Consider the following 25843-nt stretch of genomic DNA (forward strand, 5'->3'; position numbering starts at 1 on the left):
CAGGGTACCCCCGGTCCATTTGCCTGCGGTCTGTCTCGTCCGCGTGCGACGGCTTCGGGTAACGGAAATGTATCAAAACGTCCACCCAAGCGAACGTATACCCGTTATGCCCCAAGGTACATCTTGATGCGGCGATGTGTCTTTTGCCGACGAAGAACCCTGAAATCGTTAATTTTTTATGTATGTCGGCGCAATTTGGCCGGTTTTATCCGCGATCGCCAATTGCGCTGCCGCAAGCCGCGCAACAGGCACCCGGAAGGGCGAGCAAGACACGTAATCAAAGCCCGCCTCGCGGCAAAACGCGATTGATTCGGGATTGCCACCGTGTTCACCACAGATCGACAGGGTGATTTCGGGCTTCGCCATCCGCCCCCGCTGCACCCCGAGTTGCAACAGCTCTCCGACGCCGTCCACATCCAGCACATGGAAGGGATCTTCGGGAAAAACGCCCTGCTGCACATAGGCCGACATGAACCGTCCCGCATCATCGCGCGACAGACCATAGGTCATCTGCGTGAGATCGTTGGTGCCAAAGCTCATGAAGGCCGTATGCGCGGCAATCTCATCGGCCCGGAGGGCCGCCCGTGGGGTCTCGACCATCACACCAAGCCGATAGGTGAAATCGGCGCCGCGCTCGGATTTCACGGCTGCGGCCACCGCATCGATACGCGCCTTGACCAGTTCCACTTCGCGTTTGGCAGACACCAGCGGGATCATGATCTCAGGCACCACTGGCGCCCCATCGCGCGAGGCCTCGAGCGTGGCTTCAAAGATCGCGCGCGCCTGCATGTCGTAGATCTCGGGCACCGTCACCCCAAGACGCACGCCGCGCAGACCCAGCATGGGGTTGTACTCCCCCATTTCCGCAACCCGGCGTGTCACGTCGCTCACCGGCAGGCCCAGAGCCTCGGAGAGCTCGCGCTGTCCGGCAGTGGTGGTGGGCAGGAATTCATGCAAGGGCGGGTCAAACAGCCGGATGCACACCGGCAGACCTTCCATGATACGGAAAAGCTCGCGAAAATCCTTGCGCTGCATCGGCAGGAGACGCGCCAGCACTGCCGCCCGCCCGGAAGAGGTCTCGGCAAAGATCATCTCGCGCATCACCGTCAGGCGACCCGGATCAAAGAACATGTGCTCGGTCCGGCACAGGCCGATGCCCTCGGCGTTGAAATTGCGCGCGGTCTGCGCATCGGCAGGCGTGTCGGCATTGGCGCGGATCGCAATGTCGCGCGCCGCATCCGCCCAGGCCATCAACGTCACCAGCGCATCATCCTCTGCGGCCTCGACCATGGCGGGTTCTCCAGCGAGCACCTCGCCCGAGGTGCCATCCACAGTGATGATCTCGCCTGCTTTGAACACACGCCCATCCGGGGCCGTCAGCTGTTTGCGCCGGCTGTCGAACCGCAAGCGCGACGCGCCCACGATACAGGGCAGCCCCAGCCCGCGACCAATCACCGCCGCATGGCTGGTCATTCCGCCTTTTTCCGTCAGTACACCCGCAGCCGCATGCATGCCCCGCACATCCTCTGGCGAAGTCTCACGTCGCGCCAGAATGCAGGGTTCGCCACGCGACTTGCTGGCCTGCGCCTCGGTCGCGGTGAAAACCAGACGCCCGGTGGCCGCGCCCGGACTTGCGGCAATGCCGCTGCCAATCACGTCCCGTTTGGCATTCGGGTCCACCTGGCGGTGCAGCAATTCGTTGAGCGAATAGGCATCCACCCGCATCAGCGCCTCTTCGGCGGGAATGATCCCATCCTCTGCCAGCCGCACCGCAATCCGCACCGCCGCGCGCGAAGAACGTGGCACCCGCACCCCGTCGAGAATGTGCACTCGGCCATTCTCAATGACGAATTCCACCTGCATTTCGGCACGCAGTTTTCTACGCATCAGCGCCGCATGTGCCTTCAGCTCGGCAAAGGCCTCGGGCGCCAGCTCCTCAAGTGAGGGGCCGCGTTCGTCCTGCTCGAGATAGATTGCCTCCGCATCAACCCCGAGCGCATCGCGCCCCTGGCTTTGGCTCAGATAGCGTCCGGTGATCTGCGGCAGCCCGGTCTGCGAATTCACAAGCTGCAACACGCCTGAACCGCATTCACCCTGCCCCAGCCCCGGCACCATCTCCTGCACAATGAGGCCCAGCCCCGCGTCTTCGGGCGCGCCTTTCGCGGCGCGCAACAGCCGCGCGGACGTGCCCTCCCACGCGCGCGCCATGGAGCGCAGAACCGCCGCCAGTTGCTCGCCCGGATCTTGGGGGAACGGCTCTTCGGCCTCAGCCTCATAGGCCTGCAGCATTTCGCTCAGCGCATCGGGGCCGCCGTCCTCGACGTCCTCAAACACATCCGGGTCCAGCCGCGCCACATGCACCGCATAGGACTGCACAAACCGCAAATAGAGCGCCGCCGCCGCCGCCGGCCCCAGCGTGTCGCTCAACTCCACGTAGCGCGCGTCATTCATGCCGATGTTCAAAACCGCTCCGGGACCGCCCCAGTCGGGATCCTCGGAAGAGGGCCGCACACACAAAAGCGCGCCGGGTCGCAGATCCGCAAGGATCGCGTTCACATCCACCATGTAGCCCTCGGCGATCTCATGCACCGCATCAAACGAGAGCGCCACGGTCTGCGGCACCGGTAGCTCCAAGCGAACCAGCCGCTGCAGGCACTTAGCCCGCCCGCCATGGGTCTGATTGGCGATCGGTGCGGTCGCGGTGATCAAAGTGGACTTCGGGGTGGTGTCCATCGGTTCGTCCCCTGTCTGTTTCTGCAACGCAGCGATCCTCCCTGCCCCTGAGCATAATGCGCGCAGGCCGTCCCGCAAGGAAAAGCACGTCGCCCCTGCTACAAAAACGACCCACGCCATATCTGGCGAGGGTCGAAGCGTGCAAAATATGTCTGCGCGATCAGCCCTCGATGCGGCTCAGGTCCGCCACCTGACCGCAGACCTTGCGGATCTGGCTGAGGAGATTGAGCCGGTTGCGGCGCACCACCTGATTGTCGGAATTGACCTGCACCGCCTCAAAGAAGGCATCCACCGGCGCACGCAATGCGGCCATGCCGCCCATGGCGGCCGCGAAATCCTCGGCCTCGATGGCCGTGGAGATCGCTGCCTCGTTTGCAGCCAGCGCTTCAAAGAGCGCCGCCTCGGCAGGATCCTCGACGAATTTCTTGTCCGCGCCAAAGGAATATTCGACGCCATCTTTTTCCTCGGCCTGCGACAGGATGTTGTTGGCGCGTTTGAACCCTTGCAGCAGGTTCTCGCCATCCTCGGATTTCATAAAATCCTCAAGCGCGCGGGCGCGTTTCACCAAAAGTGTCAGATCGTCACTGCCCTCCATCGCGATGCAGGCGTCGATCACATCGTGGCGAATCCCCTGATCGCGCAGGAAGACCTTGAGGCGGTCGTGGAAGAACGACAGAAGATCCGACCCATCCGCGCCCTCATAGGCTTTTGCAAAGACTTCTTTCAAACCCACTCGCACATCGTTCGAGAGCACCAACCGAATAACCCCGAGTGCTGCACGACGCAGCGCGTAGGGGTCTTTGGACCCGGTGGGCTTTTCATCAATCGCCCAGAACCCGGTGAGCGTGTCGATCTTATCCGCGAGCGCCACGGCGACCGATACTGGCTCTGTCGGCACATCATCGCTGGGGCCCAGGGGCGAATAATGCAGCTCACAGGCATTGGCGACCTCTTGCGGCAGCCCGGCAGCCTGAGCGTAATAGCGCCCCATCAGGCCCTGCAGTTCAGGAAACTCATAAACCATCTCGGAGCTGAGGTCGGCCTTGGCGAGTTTCGCCGCCTGTTCCGCCAGATCCGCATCCGCGCCAACAACGGGGGCAATCTCGCGTGCCAATCCTGCGATGCGATCAATCCGTGCCGCTTGCGTGCCGAGCTTGTTGTGGAAGGTCACATTGCCATGGCTCTCCAGCCAGCCTTCCATGCCAACCTCGGATTTCGCGATGCGCAGGTCGTTCTCCCAGAAGAACTTCGCATCCGCCAGACGCGCGCTCAGCACCTTTTGGTTGCCCGCCAGAATGGTCGCGCCATTGTCTGCGGTTTCGCGGTTGGCCACGGTGATGAATTTCTCGATCCGCCCGGTCTTGGGGTTCTTGACCGAGAAGAACTTCTGGTGCTCTTTCATAGAGGTCTGCAGCACCTCCGGCGGCAGGTCGAGGAACTCCGCATCAATCGAGCCCATCAGAACCACCGGCCATTCCACCAGACCCGCAACCTCGGCCAGAAGACCCTTGTCATCGACGACCTCAAGACCCGAGGCAAAGGCCTGATTTGTGGCATCCTGCCAGATCGCCGCCTCGCGCTCCTTGGGGTCGAGCACCACGAAGGCGCGTTTGAGCTTGGCCGCGTAGTCCTCAAACCCCGTCACGGCAAAGCGTGCGGGCGCCATGAACCGATGACCCGCGGTGCTGTCGCCCGATGTGACACCGTCGATCTCCAGCGGTACCACATCGCTGCCCTCTTCGCGGGTCAGAAGGCACAGGATGGAGTGCAACGGCCGCACCCACCGCAAAGCGCCTGCCCCCCAGCGCATCGACTTGGGCCAAGGGAAATTGCGAATGGTGTCTTCGAGCACCTCTGCAATGATCTCGGCCGCCGGGCGGCCCGGCTTTTCGATGGTGGCAAAGTAGACCGCACCTTTGGGGGTGTCGCGTTCCTCAAGCTGGTCGCGTGTCAGCCCCGCACCGCGCAAAAAGCCCTCGATGGCCTTCTCGGGCGCGCCGACCTTGGGGCCTTTGCGCTCTTCGCGCACGGTGGGGGAATGATCCAGGAGACCCTCGATGGCCAGCGTCAGGCGGCGCGGCGTCGTCAGCGCATGAGCCCCGGCATAGGTCAGCCCCGCCTCGACCAGACCGTCGGTCATCCGCTTCTTCAAATCTTCGCCCGCGCGTGCCTGCATGCGGGCGGGGATTTCCTCGGAGAAAAGTTCGATCAGAAGATCAGCCATGACGTGTCCTCAACGGTTCGGTCTGCCGTGCGCTCACGGCGATAAAGGGATGTGGCGACAGGCAGAGCTGCGCCGGATCAGTTGCTTTGCGGCCGCTTGGGGCATTCCTCGCCCACGATGGTGCCGTCATAGGCCTTCTCGCCACAGTTGTTCAGTTCGTGCCAGACGTAGCCCCGGCCGTCCTCGGTGACAGCCACGATACGATCGACACCAAATTCGATGTTCTTTTCAGAGATAAACGCCTGCGCGCGCCCGTCCTTGAGGGCGGCGCCGATGGCGGCGGCGTCAAAGCAGTCGAACCACTCCGGCGCATTGCGCGGATCGCGCGCCTCGGAAAGCTCATAGAGCTGCGCCAGCTCGGCAGGTTTCAGAGGCGTTGCAAAACAGGCGCGGTAGCGAATGGGCGAGCTGTCCGCGTCGATGGCCTGAAAATCGCTGTAGGCGATGGCCTGCGGCGTCTCGCCACCGATGGGCATGAGCACCACATCGCGACCGGGCTCTGCGACAACCTCGTCGTAAAAGCCGTAGACTTGCAGATAATACATCGAGATCCCGGCCACGAGGCCAGAGACGATGAGGATGATCGACAGGATTTTGCCGGTCATGTCAGATGCTCCTTTGCGCGGCTCAGGCGGCGGTTTCGCCTGCGGTCTCTTCGGCGTGGCCCCCCGCCTCGGTCAGCACAAAGGCATCGGCGCATTGCTTTGCCAGCGCGCGGACACGGCCGATATAGGCCTGACGTTCCGTCACGGAGATCACGCCGCGCGCGTCCAAGAGGTTGAACACATGGCTGGCCTTGATGCACTGGTCATAGGCGGGATGCGCCATGATGATGCGCTTGCCGGTCTTGGGGTCGATATGCTCTTGCGCGAGGATCGCGGCGCATTCGGCCTCGGCCTCCTCAAAGTGGCGCAACAGCACCTCGGTGTTGGCCACGTCAAAGTTCCAGCGCGCATATTCTTCTTCGGTCTGCTTGAAGATGTCGCCATAGCTCAAGGGCTGCGGCGATTGCGGATCGTTGAACGGCATGTCCATGACGTGATCCACGCCGAGGATATACATCGCCAGACGTTCCAGACCATAGGTCAGCTCGCCCGAAACCGGGTGACAGTCATGGCCGCCAACCTGCTGGAAATAGGTGAACTGCGAGACTTCCATGCCATCGCACCAGACTTCCCAGCCCAGCCCCCAGGCGCCGAGAGTCGGGCTTTCCCAGTCATCCTCGACAAAGCGGATGTCATGGAGATCCATGTCGACCCCGATCGCCTCGAGCGAGCCAAGATAGAGCTCCTGCAGATCCGGCGGGCTCGGTTTGATCAGCACCTGATACTGGTAGTAATGCTGCAATCGGTTGGGGTTTTCCCCATAGCGCCCGTCCGTGGGGCGACGCGACGGTTGCACATAGGCCGCGGCCCATGGCTTGGAGCCCAGTGAGCGCAGGGTGGTCGCCGGATGAAACGTGCCCGCACCCACTTCCATGTCGTAAGGTTGCAGGATGGCGCAGCCCTTGGAGGCCCAATAGGTCTGCAAACGCAGGATTATCTCCTGAAACGAACGCGGGGCTGTGGTCTGGGTCATGTCTCTTCCCCTCTAGGGCATCGGCGCGCCCGCCGCATGCGTGCCTCTCAAGGCCCGCACCGACGGTGCAGTGTTCGACCGTCTTCCTATGCAAGCCCCCCGGCGGGGTCAACGGCCCCGTGCGCCAGAAGCCCGCGCACGCGTCCCAACAGGGGGAAAATTCGCGCCAATGTGTCGAAGATGAGAAACAGATGCCATTTCCGGGCCCATGTGCGAAATCTCGCCGTTTCCTTTTGGGGCGCAAAATGGTTACCTGCGCGGCGACAAAATTCATTTCGTTGTACAGAGGATGAGCAATGAAGAACCTATTTGCCTCGGTGTTGTGGGCAGTGATCCTGTGCTTGAGTGCGCTATCGGGCGCCTCGCAGGCGCAGCAATCCAGTGCCGGAGGCGTCTGGATTCAGGTGGCCGCGCGCCCGTCGCTGCAACAGGCACAGGAAGAGGCGCGCAATTTCGCGGCCCGCCTGCCCGATGTGTCGGGCTATGCCTTGGGCGGCGGCTGGTATGGCATCGTGATTGGCCCCTATGCTCGCCCCGATGCCGAGCAGGTGTTGCGGGTCTATCGCGCTGAGGGCCAGATCCCGCGCGACAGCTTCATCACCTTCTCAAGCAATCTGCGCAGCCGGTTTTACCCCGTTGGAGCGGACGCTGACACGGGCACCACCGCCCCTGCGCCGCTGACCACCTCCGATGCCGAGACCGCGCCGCCAGAGCCAGCGGAGGACGCCACGTCTGAGGTGACGCCCGAGGTGGTCGTGGTGGATGAGACCCCCGCCGAAGCGCGCCAGAGCGAACGCGCCCTCACACGCGAAGAACGCATTGATCTGCAAATCGCGCTGAAGGCGGCAGGGTTCTACACCTCCGGCATCGACGGTGCCTTTGGCCGCGGCACGCGCGCCTCCATGTCTGACTGGCAGGTGGCACGCGGTTATGAGCCGACCGGCGTTCTGACCACTGCCCAGCGCCAGGCCCTGATGGATGAGTATAACGCGCCGCTGATTTCCACCGGCATGGCGTCTTATACTGACGAGCGCGCGGGCATCCGCATGGATCTGCCCTTGGGCGAAGTGGCCTTCAGCCGTTATGAGCCGCCTTTTGCGCATTTTGACACGGCCGGAGATCTCGGCGCTCGGGTGCTACTGATTTCGCAGCCCGGCGACCGCCGCACGCTCTATGGTCTCTATGACATCATGCAGACGCTCGAGATTGTGCCGCTCGAGGGACCACGCGAACGCAGCGGTGACCGCTTCACGCTCGAAGGCCGCAACAGCGACATCGTCTCTTATACCGAGGCCCGCCTCGACAATGGCGAGATCAAAGGCTTCACGCTGGTCTGGCCCGCAGGGGACGAGGCGCGCCGCGCCCGTGTTCTTTCGGCCATGCAAGAGAGCTTTACCCGTCTGGAGAACGTGCTCGATCCGGCGGCCGGCATGGATGATGCGCAGTCCATCGACCTTGTGTCGGGGCTGGAGATCCGCAAACCGCGCCTATCGCACTCGGGTTTCTTTGTGTCGGGCGACGGTGTGGTTGTGACCACCGCCGATGTGGTGAACGGCTGCGGCAGCGTCACAGTAGACCGCGATGTGAAGGCCGAGGTGCTGTTGCGCGATAGCGAGGCAGGCATTGCAGTGCTGAAACCTTCCGAGGCACTGGCCCCGATGGCGACTGCGCCGCTTGCGGCCAACACGCCGCGCCTGCGCAGCGCGCTTGCCGTGTCGGGCTACTCCTACGGCGGAATCCTTGGCGCACCAAGCCTCACATGGGGCGCGCTCAGCGATCTCAAGGGGCTGCAGGGCGAAAGCCATCTGGCGCGTCTGGACCTGACCGCCCAGCCCGGTGATGCGGGCGGGCCGCTTCTTGGCAAGGATGGCACCGTGCATGGCATGCTGCTGCCGGAGGCCACCAATGGCCCCACCCTGCCCGAGGGCGTGCGCTTTGCCCTGAAGGGCGAGGTGATCCGCATGGCGCTCGAACAGGCTGGCGTGGGCTTGCCCGCGACCGAGGCCGCCGCCACCGGCGAGCTGCCCATCTCGATCCTGCAAAAAGAGGCCACCGGCCTCACCACGCTGGTCAGCTGCTGGGAGTAAACCCGTCGGCGCCCATGACTGGCTCAGACAAAAGGCTCCCGAAGTGATCTTCGGGAGCCCTTTTTTATTGGAACGATGGGGCGTCCGCGCGACAGCGTCTGGCGCTCTTAGCCCTCGATCTCGGTGATCATATCTACGCGGGTGCCGTGGCGGCCGCCCTCGAACTCGGTCTTGAGAAACGCATCGACGATCTCAAGCGCCAGCCCCTCGCCCACGACGCGCGCGCCGATCGACAGCATATTGGCGTCGTTATGCGCGCGGATCATCTGCGCCGAGAACGTATCCGAACACACGCCGCAGCGGATGCCCTTCACCTTGTTGGCGGCCATCATGATGCCCTGACCGGTGCCGCACAGGAGAATGCCCAGATCGCTCTCGCCCGCAGCCACATGGCGCGCAGCCGCTTCACCGTGCTTGGGATAATGGGTGCTCTCGGGGGTGGTCGGACCAAGATCAGTCACCGTGTAGCCCAGAGCCTCGATGTGCTTGGCGATGGTTTGGCGCAGCGCGATGGCGGCGTGGTCACTGGAAAGAACGATACGTTTGCTGGCAGTCATGATGCGGTCATCCCGTTTTCCGGGCCGGATCAGCGGGCCGGAGGTGGTGGTTCAGATGGGGTTCGCCCCGCACATAGCCCGGATTTGCCGCGATGGCAAAGACCCAGCGCTCTCGACCGGCAGCCCTAGTAGGCGTGAACCTGACCATCCCAGGTGTGAAAACATCCCGTCGTGTCCAGCGACAGCACGTCAAATTCGTTGATCAACCCCAGCGCGCTTTCCTCGACGGTGATGTCACCGTCCTGACCCCCCATATCAGTGCGCACCCATCCGGGATGATAGATCCCCACGGCAATGCCCTCGGGTTTGAGGTCGGTGGCCAGGTTGCGCCCAATATTGAGCGCCGCCGCCTTGGACGCGCGATAGGCATAGGAGCCTCCCGGCGCGCGCGCGTGGCTGGCCATCTGCGAAGAGATGATCGCGATCTTGGGCTCTTCGGCCAGCTTGAGATTGGGCAGCATCGCCTGCACGGTCAGGAACACGCCCGTGACGTTCACCGCCAGCGATTTTGCCCAGACCTCTGCCGTATAGTCCTTGAGCGCCATGGATTTATCGAGATAAACCCCCGCGTTGCAGATCAGGAGATCCACAGGGTCGCCTTTGATCTGTGCCGCAAAGCGCGCCTGCTGGCCCGGATCGCTCACATCAAGGCGCGTGCCCGAGGAATGATCGCGCGAGGTGCCCGTCACCCGGTCCCCACGCTCTGCCAGCCTTGTCTTCAACTCGCGCCCGATGCCGCGGCTGCTGCCTGTCACGACCACATGCATTGGCGGTCTCCTTCTGCCTGCTCTGCCTCATTTGGCCTGCGCCCTTCCTTTTGGAGCGCGAGACCTGCGTCTAGTTGGTCTTGCGCGTGGGCGCAAAGGGCAGCGGCACCACCGGCACCCCCTCTTCGATGAGGGCCTTGGCCTCCTCGGGCTTGGCCTCTCCGTGGATAGAGCGCGCGGGCGCATCGCCCAGATGCATGTCGCGCGCCTCTTTCACAAAATCCTTGCCGACGTAATCTGAATTGGCTTCCACCTGCTTCTTGAGCTCCGCAATCGCCGCTTCCAGCTCGTTTGACGGAGCCGCGAGCGATGTGGGCGCAGGCGCCGCAGGCGCGGTCTGGGCCGGCAGATTCTGAGAGGGAACGTTTCCGGCGGACGGCGTCGCCACGGCTTCGCCGGCCGGGGCACTCGCTGCCTTGCGACCGGGGCGCACCCGCGGCGCCATCAAAGCCTTCTCCACCTCGGTGGAGCCACAAAGCGTACAGGCCACCATGCCCGCATCGCGCAGTTTCTCGTAGGCAGCCGCCGATTGAAACCAGCTCTCAAAGCCATGCCCTTCGGCGCATTTCAGTGCGTAACGTATCATGTCCAGTCTCGTGCTCGGGAGCCGCGATTAAATACGGTTGAGCGGGGTTTGCAAGGGCTGCCGTTGTGTTAGGAGCCTGCCACACCGTCCCATCGCCCCATCAGCCGGCACACGATCAAAGATGCAGCCAAATAGGGTCGGCGCGCCACGCGTGATCCACCAGGGCTGTCTTGAGGGTATCGGCCAATGGTTAACAGCTCATTTACCATGATTTCAGCGCGCCTCTCCTGAAGTTCCGCCCCATGACGCGTGACGCCCCCGTCAGTGACGCCTTCAAGTCAACAGCCGCTGCTGCAACCTCTCGACCATCTGCGGATAGGGTGTATCTGCCTCCAGCGCGAGACGACGCAGCGCAAAATGCACATGCGCCATTTCCTGATAATAGCCCGAATAGACGTAATTGACACTGCCCCCCGCGACCGCACCCAGCACCGGAACCATCTGCGCTGCAAGTTTCGGGCCAAGCGCGACCGCGAGACGCGGGGCGACAACGGCGATCAACTGCGACAGGCTCGCCCCCGAGAGCCCAAGGCGCAGGGTCAAGAACCCGGTGTCGGCCCCATCATCATGCGCCATGGGGCCTGCGGCGGCAAACACCTCGACCGCGTCAAAGCGCACGCTTTTGGCATTCGGGTCAAAGCCATAGTCCTGCGCGACACCCTGAATGCTGCGCATCAAAAAAGTGGTTGTAGCGGGCAGTTCCACCAGCGCGCCCGGCAGGCCCGCGGCGCCGCCCACCATCCCCATGGTGGTGCTGACCCAACGATTGGTTCTTGCGGGCTGATCCGGCACCACGCGGCGACTGAGCGCGGCGCCGCGCACCGACAGGTGCAGCGCCTGCAATACCGCGGCCTCGATCGCGCCCTGCACGGGTGCGGGAAGGCGGCGCATCAAATCCTCGCCCTGACCGCCCAGCGCATTCAAAAGCCGCATGCCAAAGCTGCCAGCTGCGCGGTATCGCACGGCAATGGCATCAAGCTCCGCATCGACATCGCGCAGGGACAGGCTCCGCGCGCTTGGCTCCAGAATCTCACCCGGCAATTCGCCCATGCATGACCTCATCTCTGTTGCTTCTTTGTATGAGATCAGGAGTCCGCGCTCTGGTTTCAAGACCTATGCCGTCGCAACCGGGAAGACTGTCACCCCTGCGCCGCACCGCTCCAGCGCGTCACCTGCCCGCGCACGCCCCCCCAGGCCCCCGGGTTGAGTGCGAGTCCCAGGACACGTTCGGGGTTGGTAGGCGGCGGCATTTCAACACCGTCCAAGCGCTCAAACCCAAATCGCTGATAATAGGGCGCATCCCCCACAAGGATCACCCGTTGCCAATGGCTGTCTTCCGCTTTCCACAGACTGTCGCGAATAAGTGCGGCACCAATGCCCTCGCCCTGTCGCGTCGGGTGAACCGCCACCGGACCCAACAACAGCGCGTCCTGCGCGCCCACATGAACGGGCCAGAACCGGATTGCGCCCGCCAGAATACCATCACTGTCGCGTGCAACCTGGCTGAGCCTCTGCACCGGCGCCACCCCATCCCGCAGCCGATAGGAGGACAAAGCCGTCCGCCCCGGTGCAAAACACAGGTCGTAAAGGGCTTCGACTTCCCAGGAATCCTCTGGCGTCTCTGGCGCGATGGTGATCACGAGTCTTTGGCTCCAACGGCTGCGCCTTGTGACCAGAGCCAACGCGACGCGGGGGTGGATTTCGCCCTAGCACGAGCGTAAGTCTGGGGCAAACACTTGGAGACATAGAATGTTCTACCGCCCCGAGGATGGCCACGGCCTGCCCCACAATCCGTTCAACGCCGTTGTGACCCCCCGCCCGATCGGCTGGATCTCCACCCGCTCCGGCGCGGGCGTCAACAATCTGGCGCCCTATTCTTTTTTCAATGCGGTTGCCTATGTGCCGCCGCAGGTGATGTTTGCCTCGACCTCGACCAAGGACGATCAGGACGGCACCAAGGATTCCATCGCCAACATCCGCGAAACCGGCGTGTTCTGCGTCAATGTGGTCGAATACGCCATGCGCGATGCGATGAACAAAACCTCTGCCGCACTTGACAAGGGCATCGACGAATTCGCCCATGCCGGTCTTGAGGCCGTCCCGTGCGAAACCATCGACTGCGCCCGCGTTGCTGGCGTGCCTGCCGCGCTGGAATGTCGTCTTACCCAGATCGTCGATCTTCCCGGTGAGGCCAACAAAGTCGCCTTTGGCGAGGTGGTCGGCGTACACTTGCGCGATGATTGCCTTGTGGATGGGGTTTTTGACGTGACACGGTATCAGCCGCTCTCGCGCCTTGGCTATCGTGACTATGCCAAGGTCAGCGACCTGTTCTCCCTCTCGCGCCCGGACGACTGACATGCCGCTGCCAGATCCCACACTGCGCCATCCGATTTTGCTGCCGGACGGGACTCCGCATGCCGGGACCGTGCTGTTGGCGCGTGTGTTGGAGAACCCGAATTTCATTGTCGGGGACTACACCTATGCATCGGATTTCGACCCACCGCGCGACTGGGGCAGCCACCTCGCACCCTATCTGTTTGCGGGGGCGCGCGAGCAGCTCAAGATCGGTCGGTTTTGCCAGATTGCGCATGGGGTGAAGTTCATCACCGCCTCTGCCAACCACGCGCAAGAGGGCCTCAGCTGCTATCCGTTTCCGGTATTTGATCCCGCGCAGATGGCCGGGTTTCAGCCCGACACCCGCGACACGGTGATCGGCAATGATGTCTGGATCGGCTACGACGCGCTGATCCTGCCCGGCGCGCGGATCGGCGACGGCGCCATCATCGGCGCGGGTGCCGTGGTGCGCGGCACCGTGCCGCCCTATGCGATCATGACCGGCAATCCTGCCAATATCGCCCGCCACCGTTTCTCCAAACCTCAGATCGCCAGGCTTTTGGCGCTGAAATGGTGGGACTGGCCCGCTGATCTGATCCTGCGCGCCGAGCCTGCGATCACCTCAGGCGACCTCGACATGCTCGAAGCGCTCGCCCCCGACTGACGGCGCCGGACCGAGCCCTGCCAGCACCCAGCTGAAAATGCCTACAAAAAAGCCGCGGTCCCTTTGGGGACCGCGACAGTTTTGAGACCTCTGTTCGGGCTTTAGTGACCGCCCAGAACCCCGGTTTTGACCGAGTAGTCCACCGCGAGACCATATTCCGGATCATCGTCGCTATCGACCATCAGATGCCCGGCCTTGGACAGGAGCTCGTGACAATCGCGGCTCAGGTGACGCAGTTGCAGCGCCTTGCCAGCGGCCTCGTATTTTCCGGCCACAGCCTCGATGGCCTGCAGCGCCGACTGATCCACAACCCGCGAGGCAGCAAAGTCCACGATCACCACGTCGGGATCGTTTTCTACGTCAAAAAGCTCGATAAACCCGTCGGTCGAGCCAAAGAACAGCGGCCCCTGGATTTCATAGACCTTGGCACCTTTCTCGCTCACGCTGTCGCGGGTGATCGCGTGAATGCGCCGCGCGTTGTTCCACGCGTAGGCCAGCGCCGACACGATGACCCCGACCACAACAGCGATCGCAAGGTCGGTCATCACTGTGACCACGGTCACCAGCACGATCACAAAGGCATCCGTCAGCGGTACCTTGGTCATGATCTTGAAGCTGTTCCACGCAAATGTCCCGATCACCACCATGAACATCACGCCCACGAGCGCTGCCAGCGGGATCTGTTCAATCAGCGGCGAGGCCGCCACGATGAACAGCAACAGAAACAGGGCCGCCGCAATCGCCGCGATCCGCGTGCGCCCGCCCGAATTCACGTTGATCATCGACTGACCAATCATCGCACAACCGCCCATGCCGCCAAAGAAACCGGTGACAATATTTGATGTCCCCTGCGCGATGCACTCCTGGCTCGCGCCGCCCCGCTTGCCGGTGATTTCGCCCACAAGGTTCAGGGTCAAAAGGCTCTCGATGAGGCCAATCGCCGCCAGGATGACCGCATAGGGCAGGATGATCTGCAGCGTTTCCATGTTGAACGGCACCATCGGCACGTGAAAGCTCGGCAAGCCCCCCTCGATGGACGCCATGTCGCCCACGCGCGGCACATCAAGACCAAAGGCGATCACGATGATCGCTGTAATCCCGATCCCCGCCAGCGGCGCCGGGATCACCTTGGTCAGCTTGGGCATGCCCCAGATGATCACCATGGTCAGCACCACAAGCCCCAGCATCATCAGAAGCTGTGGCCCGGCAAGCCATTCTTCGCCCCCGGTGCCGGGTTGCTTGAACTGCGTAAGCTGCGCCAGGAAAATCACGATCGCCAGACCGTTCACAAAGCCAAGCATCACCGGATGCGGCACCAGTCGGATGAACTTGCCCCAATGCATGACACCGGCGATGACCTGCAGGATGCCCATCAGAACCACGGTGGCAAAGAGATACTCCACCCCGTGCTCGGCCACCAGCGCCACCATCACCACTGCCAGCGCGCCGGTCGCCCCCGAAATCATGCCCGGACGCCCCCCGATGAGCGCCGTGATCAGCCCCACCAGAAAGGCCGCATAAAGCCCAACCAGAGGATGCACCCCTGCCACAAAGGCAAAGGCCACCGCCTCCGGCACCAGCGCCAGGGCCACCGTCAGCCCGGACAACAGCTCGGTGCGCACACGCGCCACCGTAAAGCCCTCATCCTGCATGATGGAAAGATTGGGAGGAGAGATATTCTTGGCCAAAAGGCCCAATACGCCGCGTGTCATGACACCAAAACCTGTGAATTCGGGAAGCTTGTTTTGAGCGCCTGTTAGCCTCTCTGCCCGCGTGACACAAGCCAAGGCCTAAAAACAAGGCCTCAAAGCCCGCCCGCTGCCGCATGCGTGGGCAAAAACCCCAGAGAAACGTCAGCCTTCCTGCCCCAATGTTTCGCGTGCGAAACAATAGGTCAGAAGCGCTGTCTGCCGTGAACCCTTCTTTAACCCTTGCCCGTCGGTGTGAGGCTCCGCAGACTGCGGGTATTGAAGCAGGAAACTTAGAGCAGCCACATGCATTTCAAAAGCTGGGACGACATTTCCCCGCCCCCAAACGCGGCAGAGCAACAACTCAAAGCCGCCGCCGAGGCAGGCGAGTTTTGCGAACTCGGCCCCCGCGATCAAATCCCCGAGGAACCCGCGAACTGGCAAACCCTGACCGCAGCGCAAGAGGCCCGCCATATCCGCGCCGAGGTGCTGCGCCTGATCCTGCTCAACGGAGATGGCTGCGACACCGCTGCGAAAGGCGTCGTGATGCGTGGCGCTTACATAAGTGGCTCACTCGATCTTACCAATTGCATCATCCCCGGTAGCCTAATCCTGTATGATTGCCGCTTGGAATACCGCATATTTGCACCCCGATCAAAATGGGCCGGAGACCTGCGGCTGAAAACCTGTGCCTTGCCCGGATTGAAGGCCGGTGGCACCGAGTTTCGTGGGCAGGTGTCTTGCGAGGCCGTAAACTTTAGCTCGCCAGAGGCCGAGGCCCTCAACCTGCAAAGAACTGAAGTGAAGGGCGGCCTCTTCCTCCGAAACACAACACTCAATCGGTCTGCTCACCTCGGCGGCGTCAAAGTCGGCGGGCAGATGTCCTGTAAGGGTACGACTTTCAACACACCAAAAGGAATGGCCCTCACCCTACGAGATGCCGAAATCACCGGCGGTCTTTACCTCAGCAACATCACTCAAATCCGGGGCATTCTTGATTTAAGCGATGCCAAAACCTCTATTCTCGTCGACAATCCCCACAGCTATCCGCCAACTGGCGCGCTGATCTTGGATGGCTTCACCTATGACCGGATCATTGGATCAACCGACTCGAAGACCCGGCTCGACTGGCTGGCCAAAGGCGACCGCTGGAACGGAGAGTTCTTCCCCCAGCCTTACAAACAGCTCGCCAAGACCCTGCATGACATGGGGCACGAGGCTGACGCCCAAGAGGTCCTCTACACGCTCGCAACCAAACTCGCTGCAGAGCGCAAGAAGGAGCTGCACAAGAAAATTGCCTCTCAACGCCCACATTCCCCCGTCCTCGGTCTTGCGATCGGCCTGAGACTCCGGCTTGGCACAGAACGGATGACAGACTTTCTGCTGCGCAGCGTTGTCGGATACGGACGCAAACCCTTTCGCAGCCTCGGTTGGCTGATCGGCCTCATCGCGCTCTGTTCGGTCTTTGCTGTTGGCGCATGGCATCACGGCGACTTCGCGCCCAACTCCGCACCCATCCTGCGCAGCGTGGAGTGGCGCGAGCTGAGCGATCACCCCAACGCAGCGCAGCACTGGGTCCAGACCTCTCCCACTGGCAAGGATTGGGAGAGCTTTCATCCCCTCGCCTATGCCGCTGATGTTGTGATCCCCATCGTCGAATTTGGCCAGACCGAGGCCTGGGCCCCTTCCACCGAGCGCGGACCTTGGGGGTATCACCTCTGGTGGCTGCGCTGGGTCTTCACCACCCTGGGCTGGATCGTCACCGCGCTGGGGGCCGCTGCCCTCACCGGCCTTATCCGGCGCGACTGATCCGTTATCTTTTTCAAAATACCTCCGCCGGAGGCATCCCATGCTTGCCAAGCCGCGCCCCGCTCGGCCATAGGTCAAAAAAGACCCGCAGGAGGGACCCCCATGACAGAGACATTGATTGCCGTGATCGGCGGCTCCGGCATTTACGAGATCGACGGGCTGGAGGGCGCCGCGTGGACCACCGTCGAGACCCCTTGGGGCACGCCCTCGGACCAGATCCTCACCGGGCGGCTTGAGGGGGTCAAAATGGCGTTCCTGCCGCGCCATGGCCGGGGTCATGTGCATGCCCCAAGCGATGTGCCCTACCGGGCCAATATCGACGCCCTGAAACGTCTCGGGGCCACGGATGTGATCTCCGTCTCTGCCTGCGGCTCCTTTCGCGAGCACATGGCGCCCGGCGATTTTGTCATCGTGGATCAGTTCATCGACCGCACGTTTGCGCGCGCCAAGAGCTTCTTTTCCTCGGGCTGCGTGGCGCATGTGGCGCTGGCGCATCCCACCTGCCCCCGTCTGAGCGATGCGGTCGAGGCCGCCGCAGGCGCGGCCGGCATCAACACGCATCGTGGCGGCACCTATCTGGCGATGGAAGGGCCGCAGTTCTCCACGCTTGCGGAATCCAAAATGTACCGCGAGCACTGGGGCGCGGATGTGATCGGCATGACCAATATGCCCGAGGCAAAACTCGCCCGTGAGGCCGAGCTCTGCTATGCCTCCGTGGCCATGGTCACCGATTACGACAGCTGGCACCCCGACCACGGCGAGGTGGATGTGACCGCCGTCATCGCCACCCTCAAAGGCAACTCTGAAAAAGGGCGCGCCTTGATCAAGGGCCTGCCCGCACGTCTCGGCGCAGAGCGCGCGCCCTGCCCCCATGGCTGTGACCGCGCACTGGAGTATGCCATCATGACCGCGCCCGAAAAACGGGACCCGGCGCTTTTGGCCAAGCTGGATGCCGTCGCAGGACGCGTGCTCTGAGGCAGATGACACTTGCATGAAAGCCCCGCTTCGGCCACACCGCTAGGGTTTGGGCGCGGCGGACTTCATTACCACTGCGCCCGCAGTCGCGAAGCCAGATCAGGGATCACAGCCCCATGAGCACCTCCAAAACCGTCAAGGACTACATCCGCACCATCGTCGATTTCCCCCATGAGGGGATCATGTTCCGCGATGTGACCACATTGTTTGCCGACCCGCGCGGGTTTCGCATGGCCGTGGACCAGATGCTGCACCCCTATGCGGGCCAGCGCATCGACAAGGTCGTGGGGCTTGAGGCGCGGGGGTTCATCCTTGGCGGCGCCATCGCGCATCAGCTGGGCACTGGGTTTGTGCCCGTGCGCAAAAAGGGGAAACTGCCCGGTGCCACAATCTCGCAGGAATACAAGCTCGAATACGGCGAGGCGGTGGTGGAGCTTCACAAGGATGCCATCCAACCGGGTGAAAAGATCCTCGTGGTGGATGATCTTCTGGCCACCGGCGGCACCGCGGGTGCGGGCATCAAACTGATCGAAAAACTCGGCGGAGAGATCATCTCCTGCTCTTTCATCATCGACCTCCCGGAACTTGGCGGGCGCAAGCATCTCGAAAGCCTTGGCATGGACGTGCATGTTCTGTGCGAATTCGAGGGCCTCTGAGCGTTTTTTTCGCCAGGATCAGTCACGCCCGATCACAGCTGCTCACGCAGGCGTGACTGGATTTCGGAAAAGCTCCCGGCTTAGGGAGCTTTTTTCATGTGTCAAATGCCCATCGGCATAGATCCGCCTCATCCAACCGCGCAGCTGCTTCGTTGTCTTTCACAGATGTCGCCGACGCGGCGTCCAATGTGACAGAGACAAGAGGAGTATCTCATGATCCGTAAGTTTGCACTCAGCACCGTCGCCAGCCTTGCCGTTGCCACCGCCGCTTTTGCGGACGGTCATTCCAAAGACATCGTCGACATTGCCTCGGGCAACGACAACTTCGACACGTTGGTCGCGGCTGTGTCTGCTGCTGATCTGGTGGACACGCTCAAGAGCGAAGGCCCTTTCACCGTCTTTGCCCCGACCGACGCAGCATTTGAAGCACTGCCCGAAGGCACGGTTGAGACTCTCCTGAAGCCCGAAAACAAGGATCAGCTGATCGCGATCCTCACCTACCACGTTGTGCCGGGCAAGGTGATGTCCTCAGACCTGACCGACGGTATGAAGGCGGCCACCGTGCAGGGCTCTGAAATCACCATTGATCTCGACAATGGCGCGATGGTCGATGAGGCCTCCGTGGTGCAGGCAGACATCGAGGCCGAGAACGGCGTGATCCATGTGATCGACAAAGTGATCATGCCAGGCAGCTAAGTGAGCAGTTCGCGCCCATTAGGCGTGGCGACAAGGGGGGCCTCCGGGCTCCCCTTTCTTGTAGGGCCGCTGTTGCCAATCGGCAGTGTCCTTTGGGCGTCGTTGTATCAGACCACAACGGCGCCGGGGTTCATGATGCCATGAGGGTCAAGCGCCTCTTTGATGGCGCGCATCGCAGCAAGCTTGACCGGATCGCCATAGCGTTCGAGATCACCGACCTTTAGGCGGCCAATCCCGTGCTCTGCACTCATGGAGCCGCCATAGTCATACACGAGGTCATGTATGATGCGTTTCACATCCCCGCGCAGGTCTTCGTAATCCGCACGCGACCGGCCCGGCGCGGGAAAGACGTTGTAGTGCAGGTTGCCATCGCCCAGATGGCCAAAGCAGTTGATCCGGAGCGACGGATCGAGATTTGCAATCGCTTTCCAGCCCGCGGGAATGAACTCGGGAATGCGCGAAATCGGCACCGAAATGTCGTGGCTTGAAACAGACCCGATCAGCCGGTTCGCCTCTGGGATATGTTCGCGCAAAGCCCAGAGCGCCTGACGCTGAGCTTCGGATTGTGCAATCACGCCGTCGTCGGTCAGCTCTGCGTCCATCGCCTGTTCAAAGAGGTCGGCCAGCGCGGCCTCTGCATCCTGGCCTTTGCCCAGGCCGAGCTCGATCAGGACGCACCACTCCGGGTGGCTCTCGAAGGGCTGGCGCAATTCCGGCAATTTTTCGGCAAGAAATTCAAGACTCTGCCGGTGGATGAGTTCAAAAGCGCTTACGCCTTCGCCCACTGCATCGCGCGCCCGCGTCAGAAGCGCCACCGCTGCCTCTGGATCGCGGACCGTAAAGATGGCCGTGCCCGCGTTTGCCGGGATCGGCGAGAGTTTGAGCGCCGCAGCGGTGATCACTCCAAGGGTGCCCTCGGCCCCGATCAGGAGGTTGCGCAGATCATAGCCGGTGTTATCTTTGCGCAGCCGTGACAGCCCGTGCCAGATCTCGCCCGTGGGCAGCACTGCCTCAAGCCCGAGGCAGAGATCGCGCGCATTGCCATAGCGCAGCACATTGACCCCGCCCGCGTTGGTCGCAAGGTTGCCGCCGATCTGCGCCGAGCCTTCGGCGGCCAGAGACAGCGGAAAGAGACGCCCCGCCTCGGCCGCGGCGGCCTGCACATCCGCCAGCACCGCGCCCGCTTCTGCGATCAATACGTTTTCCTCTGGATAGAGCGCGCGAATGCCGCGCATCCGTTCCAGCGACAACAGGATCGGGGTTGCGCCCTCGGTCATCACTTGCCCGCCCACAAGGCCGGTGCCGCCTCCATAGGGAACAACTCCCACCCGTGCCGCATGCGCCGCGCGGATGATCTCGGCCACCTCTTCGGCGCTGCGGGGCAGCGCAACGGCGGCGGCCTGCCCGGCATAACGTCCGCGCGGCTCTTCCAGATGGCGCGCCTCCGGCCGGCGCAGTGTATCGGCGGGCAAACGAGCAGAGAGCGTGTCGAGAAAGGCGGGGGTGGCGGGGTTCAAAGTCATGCCCCATGAATCCAGAATCCACCGCCCAAAGGCAAGGCCGTTATGGCGCGGTGCGACGTTGCTACACTCAGGCCTGACCGGCGGTGGTCTTGCCGCGGCGGTCGTTGCGCAGCGCCGCATAGAGCACATGGGTGCGCCAGCGCCCGTTGATCTGCAGGTAGGACTGCGCCACGCCCTCATATTTAAAACCGGAGCGCTCCAGCAAGCCGCGCGAAGCCGCGTTTTCCGGCAGGCAGGCTGCTTCGATTCGGCTCAGGTCGAGGCGGGTAAAGGCATGATGCACCACCGCACCGATCGCCTCGCGCATATACCCCCTGCGGGCAAATTGCACCCCGGTCCAATAGCCGATGGTGCCCGCCATCGCGGGGCCTCGGCGGATGTTGTCGAGCGTGATGGCCCCAACCAGATGATCGTCCTCGCGCCGGATCAGAAACAGCGGCAGGGCAGACCCCTGCGCGATCGAGCGTTTCGCCCAATAGACCCGGTTGGTAAAGGACTTGCGGCTGAGGTGGTCGGGGGACCACGCGGGCTCCCAGGGGATCAAATGATCTTTGCTCTGCTGGCGCAGGAAGGCCCAGTACCGGAAATCGGCATGCACGGGAGGGCGGAGCGTCAGGCGCTCCGTCTCCAGTTTCACCGTCCGCCGGGCCAAAAGCATCAGGCAGCGCGCCTCCGGGCGATCTCCTCAAGGCGCGGCGCTTCGGCGACCGGGCCATAGAGTGCTAGCGCAGCCGGTGCCTCGCGAGAAATCCGCGCCGCCATGGCGCGCACATCCGCGGTGGTTACCGCATCAATCTTTGCAACCGTGTCCTCAAGGCTTGGCACCCGGTCCCAGATCTGGACGAGGCGCGCCAGACGTTCCGCCCGGTTCGAAGGGCTCTCAAGCCCCATCAGCATACCGGCCTTCATCTGCGCGCGGGCACGCTCCACCTCAGCGTCGGACATGTCATCAGCGGAGCGCTTGAGCTCATCAACCGTGATGCCCAGAAGATCCGAAACCTGCGCGCCGGAGGTGCCCGCGTAGATGGTCATCATGCCGGTGTCCTCATAGGCCCCTGCCTGCGCAAAGATCGTGTAGCAAAGCCCGCGCTTTTCGCGCACTTCCTGAAACAACCGAGAGGACATGCCGCCGCCGAGCGCCGCCGCATAGATCTGCGCGGCATAGATGTCATCGGCGCGGTAGCTTGGGCTTTCAAAGGCCAGCGCCACATGGGCCTGCTCCAGCGCTTTGTCGTGGCGCGCTTCACCGCCAGTAAAGCGAGCACATTCGATCACGTCCTGCTGTTTGGGTTCCAGATGACCAAACATTTCTGTGGCGGCCTTCACCAACCGATCGTGGTCGACCGCACCAGCGGCTGAGAGGATCATCTGACCGGGACCATAGTGTTCGGCCACAAACCGGGTCAGATCTTCCTTGTTGAAGCTGCGAACCCGTTCTGCGGGGCCGAGGATCGAGCGGCCAATCGCCTGTTCGCGATAGCTCTCTTCCTGCAGCCAGTCAAAAATGATGTCGTCCGGCGTATCAAGCGCCTGACCGATTTCCTGCAGGATGACCCCGCGTTCCACTTCGATCTCGCGTTCATCAAAGACCGAGTTCAGAACGATGTCGCCGATCACATCAAGGGCGAGATCCACGTCGTCCTTGAGAATACGCGCGTAATAGGCGGTCACTTCGCGGCTGGTATAGGCGTTGATGTAGCCGCCCACATCCTCGATGGCTTCGGCGATCTGCAACGCGCTGCGCCGCTTGGTGCCTTTGAACGCCATATGTTCAAGGAAATGGGCCACCCCATTCTGTTCGAGCCGCTCATGGCGGCCCCCTGCCGAAACCCAGATGCCGAGGGCTGCGGATTGCAGCCCCGGCATATACTCGGTGACAATACGAAACCCGTTGGGCAGGGTGTCTTGTTTAACGGTCAATTGGCGATGTGCTTTCTGATATGATCTTCAATCGCGCCGAGATCATTGGCGATCCGGGTCACGCGCTCCGATCTGTCATACAGGTCTGCCATGCGAGGGGGAAGAGGCGGATGCACCTCCGAGGCCGCCTCGACCGCGGCCGGGAATTTTGCGGGATGCGCCGTGGCCAGCGTTACCATCGGCACCCCATCCTTAAGGTGTTCATTGGCAACCTTCACCCCAACTGCGCCATGTGGGCAAAGCAGCTCTCCTGAGGCCGCGAGTTCGGATTTGATCGTGGCGGAGGTCTCCTCCTCGGAAGCGCGGCCTGAGCTGTAGATTTCGCTCAGCGCCTGCATGGCCCCCTGGCTCACGTTAAAACCACCACCGGTCTTCAGTTCGTCCATCAGCTGCGCCACAGCCGCGCCGTCCTGATCGTAGGCATAGAACAAGGCCCGCTCGAAGTTCGAAGAGACCTGAATATCCATAGAAGGCGAAATCGACGGGATGGTCTCGCCTTTGAAATAGCCCTCGCCCGAGAGGCAGCGGTGCAAGATGTCGTTCTGGTTGGTGGCGACCACCAGCTGATCGATCGGCAGCCCCATCTGGCGCGCGATAAAGCCCGCAAAGATGTCGCCAAAGTTACCGGTCGGCACGGTGAAGGACACTTTGCGGTGCGGTGCGCCCAAGGCCACGGCAGCGGTGAAGTAATAGACCACCTGCGCCAAAACGCGGGCAAAGTTGATCGAGTTCACGCCCGCCAGATGCACCGAATCGCGGAAGTCAAAATCGTTGAACATGTCTTTGACCGCAGCCTGGCAGTCGTCAAAGTCTCCATCCACCGCGAGGGCATGCACATTGGCGTCCTGCGGTGTGGTCATCTGGCGGCGCTGCACCTCGGAGACGCGGCCATGGGGATACATGATAAAGACGTTGACCGCGTCCAGACCGCGAAATGCCTCGATCGCCGCCGACCCGGTGTCGCCAGAAGTGGCCCCCACGATGGTCACGCTGTCGCCCCGGCGTTTGAGCGCGACCTGAAACAGCTGACCGATGAGCTGCATGGCGAAATCCTTGAACGCCAGCGTCGGGCCGTGAAAGAGCTCCAACAGGAAGTGGTTCGGCGCCATCTGTTTCAGCGGCGCGCGGGCGGCATGTTCAAACCCGGCATAGGCGCGCGCGATGATGCCCTTGAATTCCTCTTCGGAGAAAGACCCCGACACATAGGGCCACATCACGCGAAACGCGACCTCCTCATAGGGCAGCCCGGCAAAGCCTGCGATTTCCTCTGCCGAGAGCGTCGGGATTTCTGCCGGAACATAAAGCCCGCCGTCGCGCGCAAGCCCGGTCAGCATGGCTTCTTCGAAGGTGAGTTCGGGCGCTTGGCCGCGGGTGGAGATATATTTCATGGCGTCAGTTCCTGTCAGGTTTTGGCGCGCGTACGCAAGAGAAAGGCGGCGGTCATGGCCGCCCATATGAGGGCGAGCGAGAACCAGGTGATGACATATTGCAGATGATTGTTCGGGATGCCCTTGGTCGAGACAGGCAGAGGCGTGGGATTTTCGGCGCCCGTGCGCACCACAACCAACAAGGGTTCAGTGTTCAGACGCTCGGACATATAAGCAATGTCGCGGGCGTAGAGGATGTTGGTGTCCACTTCAGGCGGCGGGGTGGTCCAGTCGCCTTCATCCGGCCAGAGGAGATTTCCAGCAAGCTCTGCGCGGCCCGTGGGGCGGGTATTTTCCTTGTCCGTGGCCCGGATGTAGCCGCGATCCACAAGGATGCGGCGACCCTCGTCCGTCACAAAGGGAGAGATCACGCGATAGCCTGCCCCCTCGGCCTCTGTGACCCAGAAGACATGTAGCTCCTCGGGTAGGATCTCACCCTCAAATCGCACCGCACGGTAGCGGTCCGCCTCGGGGTCTGGAGCCTCGGGCAGGGAGACCGGCTCTGCTGCGATGCGTGTCTCGATGGTGGCGAGGACGCCCTCTTTCCACGCCAGCCGTTGCAGCTGCCAGAGGCCCAACGAGACCAGCGCCACAAAGCCCAAGCCCCCTACCACCCAAAGAAAGATCACGCGTCGCATCAAACGACCCCTCCAGATCCGATTGCAATCTGCGCCCTGAAGTCATGCCCAGAACATGCAAGAAGCGCGCGAGGTGATCCCCGCGCGCCCCGTTAGATACGTGCTGATTGCCGAAAGGAAAACCGCAATCATGTACCCGCTACATTGAGATCAGTGCGCCAGACCGGCGGTGCCCCAGATGTAGACGGCCACGAAGAGGAACAGCCACACAACGTCAACGAAGTGCCAGTACCAGGCCGCCATCTCAAAGCCCGCGTGGGACTTCGGCGTGAAATCGCCCCGCATCGCGCGAATCAGACACACGATCAGGAAGATGGTGCCGAGGATCACGTGGAAGCCGTGGAAACCGGTGGCCATGAAGAAGTTGGAGTAGAACTCGTCGCCGCCGAACTCCCAGCCTTCGTGCAGCAGGTGCACATATTCATAGGCCTGCAGCGCAGTGAAGAAGATGCCAAGTGCGATACCGATGGCGAGGCCGTTCACCAGACCCTTGCGGTCATTGTCGTGCACAAGCGCGTGGTGCGCCCAGGTGACAGCACAGCCGGAAAGCAGCAACACCAGCGTGTTGATGAGCGGCAGGTGGAAGGCGTCAACCGGGTAGATGTCGGGCGCGACATATTCGGTGCCGACGTATTCTTCCATCGGGTACATGGCGTGTTTGAAGAACGACCAGAACCACGCGAAGAAGAACATGACTTCGGACATCACAAACAGGATGAAGCCGTAGCGCAGGCCGATCAGAACAACCGGCGTGTGATCGCCTGCCTTGTTTTCCGCAATGGTCTCAGACCACCAGCAGAAGGCAGAGTAGAGCACCGCAACCAAACCGGCCCAGAACAGCCAGGCGGTGTAGTCGTGCATCCAGAGCACCGCGCCAAACAGCATGACGAAGGCGCCAAGCGAGCTCAGAAGCGGCCAAATAGAAGGCGGCAGAATGTGGAAATCGTGGTTTTTTGCATGCGCCATTTAAGTGTCCCTCAC

At 62.2% G+C, this 25843-nt stretch carries 23 protein-coding genes; 7 read left to right on the forward strand and 16 right to left on the reverse strand.

Annotated features, from left to right (window positions below; all coding sequences use genetic code 11):
• Positions 1 to 168: 168 nt before the first annotated feature.
• From ACZ1HH_RS10770 to ACZ1HH_RS10785, 4 genes are all read right to left on the reverse strand, one after another.
• Complete coding sequence (locus tag ACZ1HH_RS10770; protein ID WP_011539629.1) at positions 169 to 2733, reverse strand: putative PEP-binding protein; 2565 nt, start codon at positions 2731 to 2733, stop codon at positions 169 to 171.
• Positions 2734 to 2893: 160 nt separating this feature from the next.
• Entirely contained in the window at positions 2894 to 4957 is a 2064-nt protein-coding gene (glyS, locus tag ACZ1HH_RS10775; protein WP_472636633.1) for a glycine--tRNA ligase subunit beta, read from the reverse strand.
• Positions 4958 to 5034: 77 nt separating this feature from the next.
• Positions 5035 to 5562: a DUF6446 family protein gene (locus ACZ1HH_RS10780; RefSeq protein ID WP_472636634.1), complete on the reverse strand. Its 528-nt coding sequence runs from the start codon at positions 5560 to 5562 to the stop codon at positions 5035 to 5037.
• A gap of 22 nt (positions 5563 to 5584) precedes the next feature.
• Positions 5585 to 6535, reverse strand: a complete 951-nt coding sequence (locus tag ACZ1HH_RS10785) for a glycine--tRNA ligase subunit alpha (protein ID WP_472636635.1) — start codon at positions 6533 to 6535, stop codon at positions 5585 to 5587.
• Between the two features lie 296 nt (positions 6536 to 6831).
• On the opposite strand from ACZ1HH_RS10785, the gene ACZ1HH_RS10790 reads away from it, so the two are divergent.
• A complete protein-coding gene (locus ACZ1HH_RS10790; RefSeq protein ID WP_472636636.1) occupies positions 6832 to 8622 on the forward strand; it encodes a trypsin-like peptidase domain-containing protein in 1791 nt (596 codons plus the stop codon).
• A gap of 107 nt (positions 8623 to 8729) precedes the next feature.
• Here ACZ1HH_RS10790 and rpiB read toward each other — a convergent pair whose 3' ends face one another.
• The 5 genes from rpiB to ACZ1HH_RS10815 all read right to left on the reverse strand — a co-directional run bounded on the left by rpiB (position 8730) and on the right by ACZ1HH_RS10815 (position 12172).
• Entirely contained in the window at positions 8730 to 9179 is a 450-nt protein-coding gene (gene rpiB, locus ACZ1HH_RS10795; RefSeq protein ID WP_416368980.1) for a ribose 5-phosphate isomerase B, read from the reverse strand.
• A 125-nt stretch (positions 9180 to 9304) separates the two neighbouring features.
• Positions 9305 to 9946, reverse strand: coding sequence for an SDR family oxidoreductase (locus ACZ1HH_RS10800; protein ID WP_472636637.1), 642 nt, complete (start codon positions 9944 to 9946; stop codon positions 9305 to 9307).
• 70 nt (positions 9947 to 10016) lie between these two features.
• Complete coding sequence (locus ACZ1HH_RS10805; RefSeq protein WP_472636638.1) at positions 10017 to 10532, reverse strand: DUF1178 family protein; 516 nt, start codon at positions 10530 to 10532, stop codon at positions 10017 to 10019.
• 273 nt (positions 10533 to 10805) lie between these two features.
• Entirely contained in the window at positions 10806 to 11582 is a 777-nt protein-coding gene (locus ACZ1HH_RS10810) for an EcsC family protein (RefSeq protein ID WP_011539637.1), read from the reverse strand.
• Positions 11583 to 11671: 89 nt separating this feature from the next.
• Positions 11672 to 12172 (reverse strand): GNAT family N-acetyltransferase, encoded by a 501-nt coding sequence (locus ACZ1HH_RS10815; protein ID WP_472636639.1) that lies wholly within the window; start codon positions 12170 to 12172, stop codon positions 11672 to 11674.
• A 109-nt stretch (positions 12173 to 12281) separates the two neighbouring features.
• Here ACZ1HH_RS10815 and ACZ1HH_RS10820 point away from each other — a divergent pair, with 109 nt between their 5' ends.
• Positions 12282 to 12887, forward strand: coding sequence for a flavin reductase family protein (locus tag ACZ1HH_RS10820; protein WP_472636640.1), 606 nt, complete (start codon positions 12282 to 12284; stop codon positions 12885 to 12887).
• Between the two features lies 1 nt (position 12888).
• Positions 12889 to 13530 (forward strand): CatB-related O-acetyltransferase, encoded by a 642-nt coding sequence (locus ACZ1HH_RS10825; RefSeq protein ID WP_472636641.1) that lies wholly within the window; start codon positions 12889 to 12891, stop codon positions 13528 to 13530.
• A gap of 101 nt (positions 13531 to 13631) precedes the next feature.
• Here ACZ1HH_RS10825 and ACZ1HH_RS10830 read toward each other — a convergent pair whose 3' ends face one another.
• Positions 13632 to 15242 carry a SulP family inorganic anion transporter gene (locus ACZ1HH_RS10830; RefSeq protein ID WP_011539641.1) on the reverse strand — a complete coding sequence of 537 codons (1611 nt, stop codon included), beginning with the start codon at positions 15240 to 15242 and terminating at the stop codon, positions 13632 to 13634.
• Positions 15243 to 15524: 282 nt separating this feature from the next.
• Here ACZ1HH_RS10830 and ACZ1HH_RS10835 point away from each other — a divergent pair, with 282 nt between their 5' ends.
• From ACZ1HH_RS10835 to ACZ1HH_RS10850, 4 genes are all read left to right on the forward strand, one after another.
• The gene (locus tag ACZ1HH_RS10835) at positions 15525 to 17027 is read left to right on the forward strand and encodes a hypothetical protein (RefSeq protein WP_472636642.1); all 1503 of its coding nucleotides are present in this window, start codon (positions 15525 to 15527) and stop codon (positions 17025 to 17027) included.
• Positions 17028 to 17129: 102 nt separating this feature from the next.
• The gene (locus ACZ1HH_RS10840) at positions 17130 to 18002 is read left to right on the forward strand and encodes an S-methyl-5'-thioadenosine phosphorylase (RefSeq protein WP_011539644.1); all 873 of its coding nucleotides are present in this window, start codon (positions 17130 to 17132) and stop codon (positions 18000 to 18002) included.
• A 116-nt stretch (positions 18003 to 18118) separates the two neighbouring features.
• On the forward strand, positions 18119 to 18658 hold the full coding sequence (locus ACZ1HH_RS10845) for an adenine phosphoribosyltransferase (RefSeq protein ID WP_005619769.1): 540 nt from the start codon (positions 18119 to 18121) through the stop codon (positions 18656 to 18658).
• A gap of 213 nt (positions 18659 to 18871) precedes the next feature.
• Entirely contained in the window at positions 18872 to 19354 is a 483-nt protein-coding gene (locus ACZ1HH_RS10850) for a fasciclin domain-containing protein (RefSeq protein ID WP_416368988.1), read from the forward strand.
• 107 nt (positions 19355 to 19461) lie between these two features.
• Here the strand turns inward: ACZ1HH_RS10850 and ACZ1HH_RS10855 are convergent, their stop codons facing one another.
• The 6 genes from ACZ1HH_RS10855 to ACZ1HH_RS10880 form a co-directional block, all read right to left on the reverse strand.
• A complete protein-coding gene (locus tag ACZ1HH_RS10855) occupies positions 19462 to 20877 on the reverse strand; it encodes an FAD-binding oxidoreductase (RefSeq protein WP_416368989.1) in 1416 nt (471 codons plus the stop codon).
• Between the two features lie 67 nt (positions 20878 to 20944).
• Positions 20945 to 21535 carry a GNAT family N-acetyltransferase gene (locus ACZ1HH_RS10860; protein ID WP_011539648.1) on the reverse strand — a complete coding sequence of 197 codons (591 nt, stop codon included), beginning with the start codon at positions 21533 to 21535 and terminating at the stop codon, positions 20945 to 20947.
• Complete coding sequence (locus tag ACZ1HH_RS10865) at positions 21535 to 22797, reverse strand: M16 family metallopeptidase (protein WP_011539649.1); 1263 nt, start codon at positions 22795 to 22797, stop codon at positions 21535 to 21537. The genes ACZ1HH_RS10860 and ACZ1HH_RS10865 overlap by 1 nt, the downstream gene beginning before the upstream one ends.
• Positions 22794 to 24185 carry a threonine synthase gene (gene thrC, locus ACZ1HH_RS10870; RefSeq protein ID WP_011539650.1) on the reverse strand — a complete coding sequence of 464 codons (1392 nt, stop codon included), beginning with the start codon at positions 24183 to 24185 and terminating at the stop codon, positions 22794 to 22796. The genes ACZ1HH_RS10865 and thrC overlap by 4 nt, the downstream gene beginning before the upstream one ends.
• Positions 24186 to 24199: 14 nt before the next feature.
• Positions 24200 to 24862 (reverse strand): SURF1 family protein, encoded by a 663-nt coding sequence (locus ACZ1HH_RS10875; RefSeq protein WP_472636643.1) that lies wholly within the window; start codon positions 24860 to 24862, stop codon positions 24200 to 24202.
• 150 nt (positions 24863 to 25012) lie between these two features.
• Positions 25013 to 25828, reverse strand: coding sequence for a cytochrome c oxidase subunit 3 (locus tag ACZ1HH_RS10880; protein WP_011539652.1), 816 nt, complete (start codon positions 25826 to 25828; stop codon positions 25013 to 25015).
• Positions 25829 to 25843: the final 15 nt, after the last annotated feature.

The organism is Epibacterium sp. HA2-3 (genome assembly GCF_055693725.2).